Raw genomic sequence first — 13099 nt, 5'->3', positions numbered from 1 at the left:
CGTGTACGACGCATACGCTGCGGTGCCGGGTGCGCCGTCCACATTTGCCCGACGACTGCTCGCTCTGGTTTTTATAGCTCCAAGCGCGGTGCAGGTGGCCGCGCGCCGATCCATCGATGCAGACGCTGCAAGTCATTCGTCCACAAAAAGACGGATTGACCTTGTGCGCATCACCGCCTGCCGCGCAGACGAACGCCTTCGTCCACTTCGCTGCCGAGCACGATGATTTCACGCCGCAGTTTGCTATCGTTCGCGGCTGAAATCGTTTCCAACAAGGACGTTTGCCCGTGTTCCTGAAGCCCGGCGCGTTTGCGCCCGCCCTGTTCGTGCTTGCGCTCTGCGCCGGCTGCAGCAAACAGACCACGCCGACCGGCAACGCGGCGGCCAGTAAGAGCGCCGATGCGCCGAGCGATGCGCAGCATGCGCTCAACGCCAAACTGGGTGCGTATATCGATTGCTTCAACCGCGTCGATCTGCCGGTGCATACCGGTGCCAAGCATTACAACGGTTCGATCGACGATGCAGCCGCCGGCCCTAGCGGGCGCGAAACGCGCGTGGCCGGCCCCTACGACATCAGCGACGTCGACATGAAGGCGTGCGATGCGCCTGTCAGCGCGGCGGCTGCGGGGCAACCGTCGCTGCCGGCACTGGATGCTGCGGCTCGGGAGTATCACGCGGCATTGCAGGCGCTGCGGCCGATCAGTCACCAGGTGGCCGATTACTACGCGCGTCAGGATGATGAAGACGACCAGTTCGCCAAGGGCAAGCAACTGCACGCGCCGTTGATGGCGGCGCTGGAGCGTTATGCCGAGGCCAGCAGCGCATTCGGTACCGAGCTGGAAGCGCAGAACGATGCAGCGCATCGCGAAACGCTCAAGACGCTGGAGCGCGAGGAGGGACGCACGCGCGAGTATTACCGGCTGTCGATGATGCTCGATGCCAAGCAACTGACCGACGTACTGCAGGAAGATCAGTTTGACACCGCGCGTGCAAACACGCTGCTGGACGGCTTCAACCGCCTCTCCGACGAGGCGCATGCCAAGGTGGCCGACCAGGAGCCGGACAAACTCAAATGGAACAGCTTCGAAACCGCTGCGGAAGACTTTCGCAGGCAGGCCAAGGCGCGGGTAAAACGCGTGGTCGACAAGACGCCCTACAGCCGCATCGAACAGGGCTGGCTCGATAGCCCCTCGCTGGCGCCGGAAGGATCGCCGCGCAAGTTGCTCAATACTTACAACGCGTTGGTGTCCGAGAGCAATCGACAGTAGTTGCCAGCGTCATCGCACGATGCAGCGCGTGCGGCCATACGCCCGGCGCTGACGACAACGCACGCGATCGACCGTTGCTCACCTCACCTCACCTCACCTCACCTCATTTCTTCACCACTGCACAGGAACCACCGCATGCGCCATCCACGTCGTTACGCACCGCTCAGCGCAGCGGTTGCACTTGCCGCACTGCTCGCCGGCTGCCAGAAAGATGCGCCGGTTGCGGCTGCGCCCGATGCCGACAAGATCAATGCCTACATCGCCTGTTTCAACGGTGTCCAGCAGCCGCTGCATGAGAGTTACCAGACCTACACCGGCTGGATGAAGGACCCGCAGGCTGGACCAACGGGCAAGGAAGAGAATATCCGTGCACCGGGAACGGTGCTGTCGCATCGGGTCGAGGCTTGCGGCGCACCGATGACTGCCGCATTGGCGCAGCAACCGGCCAATGCCGAACTCGACCCGGTAGCAAAGACCTATCAGCAGCGGTTTGCCACGCTCAATGAGCGCATCGGCGAAGCGGTACGGTATTACGATCGCGAGGATTATCTGCGCGACGACGGCAAGGGCATGCGTGCGCTGCATGCGCCGTTGATGCAGGCCTACACAGCGTTCTTCGATGCGGGCGACGCGATGAATGCGGCGCTTGACCGCAACGAAGACACCCGGCGTCAGGCGCGGATCGATGCGATCGAGAAGGAAGAAGGCCGCAGCGCGTCGTGGTATCACTTGAAGATCACCGGCGAAGGCAAGCATCTGGTGCAGGTGTTGGATAGCAATGCACCGGATCTTGCGGCAGCGCAAAGCCAGCTCGCGCGTTACCAGAGCATTCTGGAAGAGGCGCAGAAAGCCAAGGTGGGCCAGGGCGATGCGATGTGGGGACACATGGAACGCGCTGCCGATAAGCTGGCGCGCGAGTCCGGACGTCTGGTCGAGCGCATCCGCACCAACACCCCGCTAAGCAAGAGCGAGCAGATGCTGCTGGAAAGCGGCTCGATCCCACCGGGCGGCACGCGCCAGGCAGTGCTGGCCAGCTACAACGATCTGATCGACATGAGTAACCGCATGTCGCAGTAAGCGCGACCTGCAGCGGCTGCGCTCAACACCTGGCGCGCTCTTTCGGGTGCCAGGGCTGCATTGGCAGGACGTGGGTTGCTTCGGTCATGCGGTCCGCAACGTGCCGGCGATGGCGCGCCGGTTGTCGGTTGGCCACTGTGCTGCGAGACGGCTGCGCCAACCTCGTGCTGCGGCAGTGTGAGCGGCGATTGCCTGCGCACCGGTCACGCAGCTTACGGTGGTGATGCCCACCACGTGATTTGCCTCCCGTCGATGCTTGCGGGCTGCCGCCTTGCATCAGCCGTTGGCGATATCCGGCAGCGGCTCGGCGCATTGCCGGCAATAGCGCGCGTCCGATGCGTGGCCTTCCAGCCCACAACGGGCGCAGTTGCGAACGTCGCGCCGACCAGTGTGGCCGCCTTCGCGCAGCGTGGTGGCAAGTTCGGCGGTGTAGATGCCGGTGGGCACGGCGATGATGCTATAGCCGATCAGAATCAGTGCCGAGGTGACAAAGCGGCCCAGCGTGGTTTGCGGCACCAGATCGCCAAAGCCCACCGTGGCCATGGTGACGATGGCCCAGTACATGCTGGTCGGGATGCTGGTAAAGCCGTGTTGCGGGCCTTCGATGACGTACATCGTGGCGCCGGCGATCACGGTGATGGTGAGAACGGTGAACAGGAACACCAGCACCTTGCGGCGGCTGCGCCATAGCGCGTCCACCAATTGCCCGCTTTCCTGGATATAGCGGGTGAGTTTGAGGATGCGGAACAGGCGCAGGATGCGCAGCACGCGCACGACCAGCAGGGTCTGCGCGCCCGGCACGAAGAACGACAGATAGCTGGGCAGGATCGACAACAGGTCGATCACGCCCCACACGCTGAGCGCGTAGTGCAGCGGGCGCCGCACCACCGCCAGGCGCGCCACGTATTCGATGGTGAACAGGACCGTGAATGCCCATTCCAGCGGCACCAGCCAGTGCGCCGAATGCGCATGGATGCGCGGCACGCTGTCGATCATGATCACGATCACGCTGGTCAGGATCGCCACCACCAGCATCAGGTCGAAATTGCGCGATGGGCGCGTGTCGTGGCGGTAGATGATGTCGAACCACTGCCGGCGCCAGCCGTCGGCGGTGGCGGGAGTGAGCTGAGGATCGGAGAAAGGGCGCATGCGCACATTGTGCCGCAGGCCGGCGAATGCGCGAGAATGCGGGTTCTCCCTCCGCTTCTGCGACCCACCATCATGAGCACCGCTGCCGATTCGCCCCTGTCCCTCGCGCACTACTACCTGCCGGTGTATCGCCCGCGCCAGGTGGTGCTGGAGCGCGGTCAGGGCAGTCGCGTATGGGATGACGCGGGGCGCGAATATCTGGATCTGTCCTCCGGCATCGCGGTGAGCGGGCTGGGCCATAACGATGCCGATCTGGTCGCCGCGCTCACCGAACAGGCGGGCAAGCTGTGGCACACCAGCAACATCTTCTACAGCGAGCCGCCGCTGCGGTTGGCCGAGGAACTGGTCGGCGCGTCGCGTTTTGCCGAGAAAGTCTTTCTGTGCAACTCCGGCACCGAAGCCAACGAGGCGGCCATCAAGCTGGTGCGCAAGTGGGCCAGCAATCAGGGCCGCCCAGCCGACAAGCGCGTCATCGTGACGTTCCGTGGCAGCTTCCACGGCCGCACGCTGGCCTCGGTCACCGCCACCGCGCAGCCGAAATATCAGGAAGGCTACGAGCCGCTGCCAGGCGGATTCCGCTATGTGGATTTCAACGATGTGGCGGCGCTGGAAGCGGCGATGGCCAGCGGCGACGTAGCCGCGGTGATGCTGGAGCCGATCCAGGGCGAGGGCGGGGTGATGCCGGCGGCGCCGGGCTTCCTGGCGCAGGTGCGTGCACTGTGCGATCGACACGATGCCTTGCTAGTGCTGGACGAAATTCAATGCGGCATGGGCCGCACCGGAACGTTGTTCGCGCATTGGCAGGAGCAGGTGACGCCGGACATCGTGACGCTGGCCAAGGCGCTGGGTGGCGGTTTCCCTATCGGCGCGATGCTGGCCGGCCCCAAGGTCGCCGAGACCATGCAGTTCGGTGCGCATGGCACCACCTTCGGCGGCAATCCGCTGGCTGCTGCGGTGGCGCGCGTGGCGCTGCGCAAGCTCGCTTCGCCGCAGATTGCCGAAAATGTGGAGCGGCAGTCGGCGGCGTTGCGTGCGGGCCTGGAAGCGCTCAATGCCGAGTTCGACCTGTTCGCACAGGTGCGCGGGCGTGGGTTGATGCTCGGCGCGGTGCTGGCATCGGCGCATGCCGGCCAGGCCGGTGCGCTGCTGGATCTGGCAGCCAAGCATGGTTTGTTGGTATTGCAGGCCGGCCCGGATGTGCTGCGTTTTGTGCCGGCACTCAATCTGACCGACGCCGAGCTGGCCGACGGCCTGGCGCGTCTGCGCCTGGCGATTGCCGAGTACGCCGCGCAGCGGTGATGGGTTTGGTCGGTTGCGTGTTGGTGGCTGGTAGGGCGCTGATTGGTGAGGCGTGTTACGCGTGAGCGGGTGCGTTTGTGGATTGTGTAAGGCGGGGTCTAGGTGACGGCCCTGTATCGCAACACCGTACCCTCACCCCAACCCCTCTCCCGACGGGAGAGGGGCTAGTTGGTGCAGTTGGGTTTTACTGCGACTGGTCTGGTTGCGTATTTGTGCACGATTGACCGTATTCCCAATTTCACCCCAACCCATACCGCTTCAACACACGTCGCAATGCACGGGCATCGCGCACGGTATCGGCATGCAATCCGGCGGCGCGGGCGCCGCGGACGTTGACGAATAGGTCATCGACGAACAAGGTGCGAGCCGGTTCCGCACCCAGCTGCGCAAGCGCGCGCTGATACACCTGCAGCTGCGGTTTTCTGCCGCCTAGCGCACCGCTGCACAGTACGCGGCCCTGCAATAACGGAAACAGCGACGGCACGAGTTGCGCGATCGCTTCCGCCATCAACGGGCCGTTGTTGGTGAGCACCGCCACCGCGGTCGTCGCCGACACCGCCAGCACCTGCGCTACCACCGCGGGATCTGCGCGGCACGCTGCAACGCGTGCCGCGATCCAGGTGGCACGGTTGATCGGATGTCCCAGCCCGTCGCTCAATTGCGTCAGATAGGCCTGCGTGTCGAGCTCACCGGTATCGTAGGCACGCTCCAGTCCCTGTTCGAACAGGACCTGCTGCACGCGCTGCGGCGGACATGCAGCTGCAGTTGCCAATGCGGCCAGCCGGCGCGGACGCGAATAGCTGGCCAACACGCCATCGAAATCCAGCAGCAGCAAGGACGGGCGTACAGACGGCATGGGCGTGCTCATGAGGTGGGCACGCAGCGTTGTCGATCTGCCGCCGCATCGCAAGCATGCGGGATCTCCTATGCCCGGATACGCGCGAACGGTTAGGCGCGTGGCGCGCGAGGTCTCACACCCGCGTACGGCGGTCGCGCACGCCTTATCGCGAAAGCCCTGCGCGTCCACGGGCACGCCAACCTGAGCATCTGCGCTATGGATTCAAACGTTCTAGCTCGGTAAGAACCTACCCGCACGCGCAGACCCTACCCTCCGCACCGCGTCTGCGGCGCAACCTCGCTGGGTATGGTCGATCCATGCCGCATGTGCGGTATCAGCCGGTCTTGGGGAGCGGGTCCGGTCACTCAGCACGCAGCACTTTCCAGGGGTCGATTGCATGCCTAAGCGCTTGAACACCGATCAGTTGGCGACCGCGATGGCCGCCATTCTCACCGCCGCCACGCGTCGCCACACGCTCGCCTCGATGACCCTGCTGATGTCCGGCGCGCACAGCCTGCCGGCACTGGCGCAGGACGCACGCACTCTGGATGCGGTCAGCGTGGTCGGCACCGGCTCCACGCGCACCACCGCCTCCATTTCGATGGACGAGATCCAGGCCCAGGTACCGGGCGTGGCACCGCAACAGCTGCTGGCCAGCCTGCCCGGCGTCAACGTGCAGACCACCGACCCGTTCGGGCTGTACGAGTTCGGCGACTCGATGACCATTCGCGGATTTTCCGCCAACCAGATCGGCGTGACACTGGACGGCATTCCGATCGAAACCTTCGACACCCGCGAAGGCGGGCCGATCACGCGCTACGTTTCCAGCGAAAACCTGCTCGATGTCACGGTGTCCGCCGGCTCGGGCGATGTCACCCAGCCCTCCTATCACGCACTCGGTGGTGCGATCCGCTACACCAGTCTGCCACCCAAGGGCGGCGATAGCTGGAGCGGCAATCTCACCCAGACCATCGGCTCGGACGATCTGGTACGCAGTTTTGTGCGTCTGGATACGCCGGAGTGGTGGGACGGCGGGCCGAGTGCCTACCTCTCCGCATCGCGCACGCAGGGCGGTGTGTGGGACATGGAACCGGCTACGCAGAAGAGCGATCACTTCGAAGCCAAGGTGCGTCAGGCCTGGGATGCCGGCAGCCTGACGTTGGGCTGGATCTACAACAACCGCAAGGATTACGACGTGCAGTCGTACAACTCCGACGGTTCGGTGTCGTGGGATCTGCACGAACGCATCACCGGCAATCCGGAAGTGGATGCCGAGCATTACAGCGAATGGCAGAACGGCCGCCGCGATTCGCTGCTCAGCCTGCACGGCGATTTCATGTTCAACGACGCCATCGGCGTCACTTTCACCGGCTACTACGAAAACAAGCACGGCTACGGCGTCGGCGGTACGCCGCCGAGTACTGCCACCGGGTTGTACAACGATGCGATTGCCGGCACCCCCGGGCGCACCGATATCGCCATCAACGACCCGCAGATTGTCGATGCCACTGGCAATGTCACTCGCGTCGGTGCGATGACGCGGCGCGAAGAAATCATGGGCGGCGATCGCTACGGTTTGACCACGGCCGTGGCGTGGGAGACCGAGCACAACAAGCTGGAAGTGGGCGCGTGGTACGAGAGTTACGACTTCGATCAGGTGCGCCCGCTGTACAACCTGGACCCGGCCACCGGCGCCTTGCTCAAGAACGCTCTGCCCATCGTCATCTATTACGACAACCACTTCTCCACCGAGGTGAAGCAGCTCTACGTCAAGGACACGCTGCGTCTGCTGGATGATCGGTTGACGATGGAATTCGGTGCCAAGGGGCTGGATGTCAAACGCGACTATAACGGGATCGCCAATCTGGATGACTTCAACGTCGGTGTGCGTCGCGCGGTGACCATCAAGAACAGCGACTGGTTTCAGCCGCAGGTCGGTGCAAGCTTCCAGCTGGCCGATGGCGTGCAGGTGTTTGCCAACTACGCGGAAAACTTCAGTTCCGCGCCGCGGCTGGCGCTGACCTCCGGTGCATTCAATCCGGATATCGCGCCGGAAGAATCCACCAACATCGATATCGGCATCCGTGCCGAATCCACGCAGTGGAGTGGTTATCTGGCCGCCTACAAGATCGATTATTCCAACCGCATCATCGCGCTGACCGACCCGGACCCGCTGGTGGTGGCGCCCACCGTGTACGCCAACGTCGGCGACGTGCAGACCTATGGTGCGGAACTGTCCGGCATGTGGAAGCCGGCGCCGGGCTGGCGGCTGGGTGCATCGCTGACCTGGAACACCTCCGAGTTCCAGGACAACTACTTCGGCCCGGTCAGCGGCGCGCTGGTGCAGGTGGAAGGCAATGACGTACCCGATGCGCCCAAGCTGATGTTCAGCGTCAACGGCGGTTGGGAAGGCGAGCACTTCTTCGCCAACCTCGATACCAAATACACCGGCAAGCGCTACGGCGACACGCTCAATACCGACCAGGTGGATGCCACCTTCATCGTCAATGGCAGCGTTGGGTATCAAGGCGGCGATGCCGGGTTTCTTGCCGGTGGCCGCTTGCAATTGTCGGCCTACAACCTGTTCGACAAAGACGATGCGATCGGCGCGGTCTTTCCCAACGAAAGCTCTGGCTCATACCAGCTGATCGCACCACGCCAGCTGTTCGCAAGCCTGTCTTACCGATTCTGAGTGATCGACGCGGCCGGCCGCGCGACTGTCCATGACATGCAGGGGATGTGCGTTGATGCAAGGCAATCACACTGGGGCGATGACGCGGCGGCAATTGCTGGCGCGCATCGGCATGACCGCTGGCGGCGCGATGATGTATCAGGCGATGAGCAGCCTGGGCATGGCGGCCGAATCGCGCTTTACGGGGCCAATGCAGCTGGATGGCGACCCGAAGGGCGCATCGGTACTGATTCTGGGCGCGGGCCTGGCCGGGATGACCGCGGCCTTCGAACTGCGCAAGGCCGGCTACCGCGTGCAGGTGCTGGAATACAACGGCCGCCCCGGTGGCCGTAACTGGACGTTGCGTGGTGGCGATCGTTACACCGAACTCGGCGGTGCAACCCAGCATTGTCAGTTCGACGAAGGGTTGTATCTCAATCCGGGGCCGTGGCGCATTCCGCATCACCACAAGGCGGTGTTGAGTTACTGCAAGCAGTTCGGTGTGGCGTTGGAAGCGTTCAACCAGGTCAACTACAACGCGCTACTGCATAGCCAGAAAGGCTTCAATGGCAAACCGCAGCGGTTCCGCGCGATCGATGCCGATTACAAGGGCCATGTCTCCGAGTTGCTGGCCAAGTGCACACAGCAGCACGCACTGGATACGGCAGTCAGCCGCGAAGATCAGGAAGTGCTGCTGGAATCGCTACGCAGCTGGGGCGCGCTCGATCGCAACTTCGGCTACGTCAAAGGCAAGGACAGCAGCGAGCGGCGTGGCTTTGCGCGCTACCCCGGTGGCGGCTTGTCGGGCAAACCGGAATTTTCAGCCCCCTTCAGCGTGCAGGACGTGCTGCGTTCGCGGCTATGGACCACGCTGGCGGCCGGCAACAACTACGAAATGCAGACCACCATGTTTCAGCCGGTGGGCGGCATGGACCAGATCGGCAAGGCGTTCGCGCGCCAGCTCGGCGATGCCATCACCTACAACGCCAAGGTCACCAAGATCGATCAGGACGGCAGCGGCGTGCGCGTGTCCTGGCAGGACGCTACCCGCGGCGGCGAAGAACGCGTGGACAGTGCGGACTGGTGCATCTGCACGATTCCGTTGTCGGTGCTCAGCCGGATTCCCACCACCGCCAGCGACGCGATGACCACCGCGATCGGCAAGGTGCCGTATGCCGCGTCGGTCAAGGTGGGCCTGCAATTCAAACGACGTTTCTGGGAAGAGGACGAGGCCATCTACGGCGGCATCAGCTACACCGATCTGCCGATCACCTTGATCAGCTATCCCAGCACCGGTTATCACAGCGCCGGCAAGGGGGTGCTGCTCGGTGCCTACGTGTGGGGGCTGGATGCCTATCAATTCACTTCGATGAGTCCCGAGCAGCGGGTGCGCAAGGCCGTCGAATACGGCACGCAATTGCACCCGCAATATCCGCGCGAATTCGAAAACGGCATTGCGGTCGGTTGGCACCGCGTGCCGTTCACGCATGGCTGCTTCGGCATGTGGAGCGAGCAGGCGCGTGCCGAACATTACGAGCCGCTCTGCCAGATCGATGGCCGCCTGGCGCTGGCGGGCGAGCATGTGTCCTATATCCCGGCCTGGCAGGAGGGCGCGATCCTGTCGGCACACGATGTCGTCGGCCGCCTGCATCGCAAGGTCATTGCCGGCGGAGGTCGCGCATGAGTCTGTTGCCACGTGTGTGTGCTGGGGCCGTTGCGCTGGTCATCGGCGCTGCGCTGTTTCCGCCCGGTCTGCGCGATGCGCAGGCGCAAAGTTCCGACGCCACCGCGCTGTATCCACAAAAGGGGTTCGCCACCGCCTCCGGCGAGCATGTCTACCGCGCGGTCTGCCAGGGCTGCCACATGCCGGCCGGCCGCGGTGCGCAAGGCGCCGGTGAATACCCGGCGCTTGCGGGAAATCCCAAGCTGGCGGCTGCGCCCTACGTCACCATGATGGTGCTCGACGGCAACGCCGGCATGCCGGGATTTGGCGACATGCTCACAGATCGTCAGGTGGCCGAAGTGGTGAGCTATGTGCGCACCCATTTCGGCAATGACCATGCCGAGCGTGTCACCGCCGACGACGTCAAGCTGCTGCGCCACTGATTCTCTCTTCCAAGGAGTTGCCATGTTCCGTCCCGCCGTCAATGCCCTCGTTGCCACCGTCGTGTTATCTGCAGGCCTCAGCCCTGCAACTGCTGCCGAGGTGATCCGCCACAAGATTCCCAACAGCGATTTCCCCATTGCCGCGGCGGTGGAAGTTCCCGCCGGCAAGGCCACCGTGTATGTCAGCGGCAAGGTGCCGGCAGTGGTGGATACCAGCGTGCCGAAGGATTCTGCGGCCGCCTACGGCGACACCAAGGCGCAGACGGTGAGCGTCTTGAAGCAGATCCAGGACCAGCTCAAATCGCTCGGCCTGGGCATGGGCGATGTGGTGAAGATGCAGGTGTTTCTGGTGGGCGACCCGGCGATGGGCGGCAAGATGGATTTCAACGGATTCATGGAAGGCTACCGCCAGTTCTTCGGCACCAAGGAACAGCCCAATCTGCCGGCACGCTCGGCCTTCCAGATCGCTGCGCTGGGCAATCCGCTGTATCGGGTGGAGATCGAAGTGGTCGCCGTGCGTCCTTGAGTTCACCTCACCGCCCTGCAGGAGGTCACCATGAATACCCCGCTGTCGCGCCGCAGATTTCTGCGTGATTCCGCCCTGTTTGCCGGCGCCGCCGGGACCGGTGCATTGCCGCTGTTTGCCAGCGCCGCCGAACGCACCGCTGCCGTTGTGCCAATCACCGCCAGCATGCTGTCGCCGGTGATGATCGGCTCCAACGAGTTCCCGGATGGCCCGTCTGCAGCAGCGGTCAGGGCCATTGCGCAGATTGCACCGCAGGGCGGACGCTATCTGCGCGAGGTCCAGATGGAGCTGATGACCACGCTGGCGGCCGAGCTCAAGTTGCCGGTGAACCATCTGATGGCCTACGCCGGCTCCACCGAGCCGCTGGATTACACGATGCTGGCCTTCACCTCGCCCAGTGCCGCGCTGGTCACTGCCGACCCGACATACGAATCGGGGTGGCGCGCTGCCACGCGCAATGGCGCCACGTTGATCAAGGTGCCATTGCGCAAGGATTTTTCGCACGACGTGCAGGCGATGTGCGCCGCCGACGCCAATGCCGGCGTGATCTACATCTGCAACCCCAACAATCCCACCGGCTCGGTCACCGCACGCAAGGATCTGGACTACGCATTGGCGCACAAGCCCAAGGGCAGCGTGCTGGTGGTGGATGAGGCCTATATCCACTTCGCGCGCAGCACCCGCAGCGTGGTGGACATGGTGGCTGCCGGCGAGGACGTGGTGGTGTTGCGCACCTTCTCCAAGCTCTACGGCATGGCCGGCATCCGGCTGGGGTACGCGGCCGCGCGCCCGGAGCTGCTTGCCAAGCTGATGTTCTACAGCGTCAACAGCCTGCCGGTGACGGCGGCCGCCGCGGGTCTGGCCAGCTTGCGCGATCCCGATCTGGTGCCACAGCGCCGTGCACGCACTGCAGCCACGCGGCAGGACGTCATCGATTTCCTCAGTCAGCAGGGCTATGCGTGTACGGCGTCGGAGAGCAACTGCTTCATGGTCGATGTGAAGCGGCCGGCAGCAGGTTTCAAGGACGACATGGCGACCTTCGGCGTGTTCATCGGCCGCAGTTGGCCGGTGTGGCCCACCTGGTCGCGGATTACCGTGGGGACCGAGGCGGAGATGGCGCGCTTCAAGCAGGCGTTCGTGCAGGTGATGGCCGGCAAGCGCGGCCCGCTGCCGCTGCCGCAGGCCACAGCCGATGTGCACGACCCAATGCGGGACTTCTTCCGCTATGCGTAGCGTCGTCTGCGCGACTGCCGCGCAGTGATCCTGCCGGTGTGGTTCTCGCCTGATGCGCTGGATATTTAGAGCAGCTAGTAAAACGACTGTGCAGCCGCCAGGCGGGCGCGGCCGGTGCTCGGGATCGGGCATGTACCACGCGTACACTCCGGTTCTGAGCGAACCGTCCATACCCACCTGACGACTGCTCGCTACGTTTTGTTAGCCGCTCTTAGCGTCGGCGCATCTCGATCGCCGCGCACATTGGATTGTGCGGCGGCGCAGCACTGCATTGGCAACGGCAAGGCGCTACTCTGACCGCACTGGCGCAGGCGCGAGCGTCGGTCGCTTGCACACACCGCGCTTTCTTATTGCAGGAGGACTGCCTTTGAAGCTGTTTTCGACGATTGCTGTGCTTGGCCTGATAGCGATGGCGCCCTCGGCCTGGGCGCGGACCTGCGCGGTGACCATCACCGGCAACGACCAGATGAAGTTCGATCAAAGCGCCATCACGATTGCACCCGATTGCACCCAAGTGGACGTGACGCTCAAGCACGCCGGCAAGATGGCCGCCACGGTGATGGGGCACAACTGGGTGCTGACCAAGTCCGCCGATTTCCAGGCGGTTGCCAATGACGGCATGCGCTCGACCATTGCCGACAGCTATCTGCCCAAGGCCGATGCGCGTGTGATCGCGCATACCAAGGTGGTCGGTGGCGGCGAAAGCACCACGGTCAGCTTTGCAACCAGCAAACTCACTAAGGGCGGCGCCTATACGTTCTTTTGCTCGTTCCCCGGGCACTGGGCGATGATGAAAGGCACGTTGAAGTTTGGGTGATGGTGGGGCGCTTGGAGCCTGTCTCCAGCGCCCTTCGCCGCGTTGACGCAGACGCATCGATCAGGCGACAGCCACCGCATCGCCACGCATGCGCAAGTGTCTTCACGATCACAGG

Annotated in this window: 12 protein-coding genes and 1 other RNA gene; 11 read left to right on the top strand and 2 right to left on the bottom strand. The window is 63.9% G+C overall.

Features of this window, described 5'->3' with window-relative positions:
• Positions 1-116 precede the first annotated feature (116 nt).
• The 3 genes from ABQU90_RS10225 (at position 117) to ABQU90_RS10215 (ending at position 2345) form a co-directional block, all read left to right on the top strand.
• Complete coding sequence (locus ABQU90_RS10225; RefSeq protein ID WP_323522220.1) at positions 117-260, top strand: hypothetical protein; 144 nt, start codon at positions 117-119, stop codon at positions 258-260.
• Between the two features lie 21 nt (positions 261-281).
• On the top strand, positions 282-1268 hold the full coding sequence (locus ABQU90_RS10220; RefSeq protein WP_323522221.1) for a YiiG family protein: 987 nt from the start codon (positions 282-284) through the stop codon (positions 1266-1268).
• A gap of 135 nt (positions 1269-1403) precedes the next feature.
• Complete coding sequence (locus ABQU90_RS10215) at positions 1404-2345, top strand: YiiG family protein (RefSeq protein ID WP_323522222.1); 942 nt, start codon at positions 1404-1406, stop codon at positions 2343-2345.
• Positions 2346-2621: 276 nt separating this feature from the next.
• Here the strand turns inward: ABQU90_RS10215 and ABQU90_RS10210 are convergent, their stop codons facing one another.
• Positions 2622-3494 carry an ion transporter gene (locus ABQU90_RS10210; protein ID WP_115584534.1) on the bottom strand — a complete coding sequence of 291 codons (873 nt, stop codon included), beginning with the start codon at positions 3492-3494 and terminating at the stop codon, positions 2622-2624.
• A gap of 72 nt (positions 3495-3566) precedes the next feature.
• On the opposite strand from ABQU90_RS10210, the gene ABQU90_RS10205 reads away from it, so the two are divergent.
• Positions 3567-4793 (top strand): acetylornithine transaminase, encoded by a 1227-nt coding sequence (locus ABQU90_RS10205; protein WP_323522223.1) that lies wholly within the window; start codon positions 3567-3569, stop codon positions 4791-4793.
• Positions 4794-5031: 238 nt separating this feature from the next.
• Here ABQU90_RS10205 and ABQU90_RS10200 read toward each other — a convergent pair whose 3' ends face one another.
• Complete coding sequence (locus ABQU90_RS10200) at positions 5032-5649, bottom strand: HAD-IA family hydrolase (RefSeq protein WP_115555112.1); 618 nt, start codon at positions 5647-5649, stop codon at positions 5032-5034.
• Positions 5650-6040: 391 nt separating this feature from the next.
• Between ABQU90_RS10200 and ABQU90_RS10195 the strand changes: the two genes are divergently transcribed.
• From ABQU90_RS10195 to azu, 7 genes are all read left to right on the top strand, one after another.
• The gene (locus tag ABQU90_RS10195) at positions 6041-8323 is read left to right on the top strand and encodes a TonB-dependent receptor (protein WP_323522389.1); all 2283 of its coding nucleotides are present in this window, start codon (positions 6041-6043) and stop codon (positions 8321-8323) included.
• Between the two features lie 55 nt (positions 8324-8378).
• Positions 8379-9986 (top strand): NAD(P)/FAD-dependent oxidoreductase, encoded by a 1608-nt coding sequence (locus ABQU90_RS10190; RefSeq protein ID WP_323522224.1) that lies wholly within the window; start codon positions 8379-8381, stop codon positions 9984-9986.
• Entirely contained in the window at positions 9983-10408 is a 426-nt protein-coding gene (locus ABQU90_RS10185) for a c-type cytochrome (protein WP_323522225.1), read from the top strand. The genes ABQU90_RS10190 and ABQU90_RS10185 overlap by 4 nt, the downstream gene beginning before the upstream one ends.
• A 22-nt stretch (positions 10409-10430) precedes the next feature.
• The gene (locus ABQU90_RS10180; RefSeq protein WP_323522226.1) at positions 10431-10934 is read left to right on the top strand and encodes a RidA family protein; all 504 of its coding nucleotides are present in this window, start codon (positions 10431-10433) and stop codon (positions 10932-10934) included.
• 30 nt (positions 10935-10964) lie between these two features.
• Complete coding sequence (locus ABQU90_RS10175) at positions 10965-12167, top strand: pyridoxal phosphate-dependent aminotransferase (RefSeq protein ID WP_323522227.1); 1203 nt, start codon at positions 10965-10967, stop codon at positions 12165-12167.
• 130 nt (positions 12168-12297) lie between these two features.
• Positions 12298-12374: non-coding RNA, sX9 sRNA (locus tag ABQU90_RS10170), on the top strand.
• A 160-nt stretch (positions 12375-12534) separates the two neighbouring features.
• Positions 12535-12984 (top strand): azurin, encoded by a 450-nt coding sequence (gene azu, locus ABQU90_RS10165; RefSeq protein WP_055848532.1) that lies wholly within the window; start codon positions 12535-12537, stop codon positions 12982-12984.
• The last annotated feature ends 115 nt before the right edge of the window (positions 12985-13099 follow it).

This window comes from Xanthomonas sp. WHRI 10207, from assembly GCF_040202975.1.
In the GTDB taxonomy this organism is placed as follows: Bacteria; Pseudomonadota; Gammaproteobacteria; order Xanthomonadales; family Xanthomonadaceae; genus Xanthomonas.
The sequence above is the reverse complement of the archived record's forward strand: the minus strand, read 5'-3'. Positions and strand labels throughout refer to the sequence as shown.

Bases quoted from the DNA above. Each gene is read 5' to 3' on its own strand.
- ABQU90_RS10225 (WP_323522220.1), top strand. From the start codon at position 117: ATGCAGACGCTGCAAGTCATTCGTCCACAAAAAGACGGATTGACCTTG.
- ABQU90_RS10175 (WP_323522227.1), top strand. From the start codon at position 10,965: ATGAATACCCCGCTGTCGCGCCGCAGATTTCTGCGTGATTCCGCCCTG.
- ABQU90_RS10205 (WP_323522223.1), top strand. From the start codon at position 3,567: ATGAGCACCGCTGCCGATTCGCCCCTGTCCCTCGCGCACTACTACCTG.
- ABQU90_RS10210 (WP_115584534.1), bottom strand. From the start codon at position 3,494: ATGCGCCCTTTCTCCGATCCTCAGCTCACTCCCGCCACCGCCGACGGC.
- ABQU90_RS10185 (WP_323522225.1), top strand. From the start codon at position 9,983: ATGAGTCTGTTGCCACGTGTGTGTGCTGGGGCCGTTGCGCTGGTCATC.
- ABQU90_RS10200 (WP_115555112.1), bottom strand. From the start codon at position 5,649: ATGCCGTCTGTACGCCCGTCCTTGCTGCTGCTGGATTTCGATGGCGTG.
- ABQU90_RS10190 (WP_323522224.1), top strand. From the start codon at position 8,379: ATGCAAGGCAATCACACTGGGGCGATGACGCGGCGGCAATTGCTGGCG.
- ABQU90_RS10180 (WP_323522226.1), top strand. From the start codon at position 10,431: ATGTTCCGTCCCGCCGTCAATGCCCTCGTTGCCACCGTCGTGTTATCT.
- ABQU90_RS10215 (WP_323522222.1), top strand. From the start codon at position 1,404: ATGCGCCATCCACGTCGTTACGCACCGCTCAGCGCAGCGGTTGCACTT.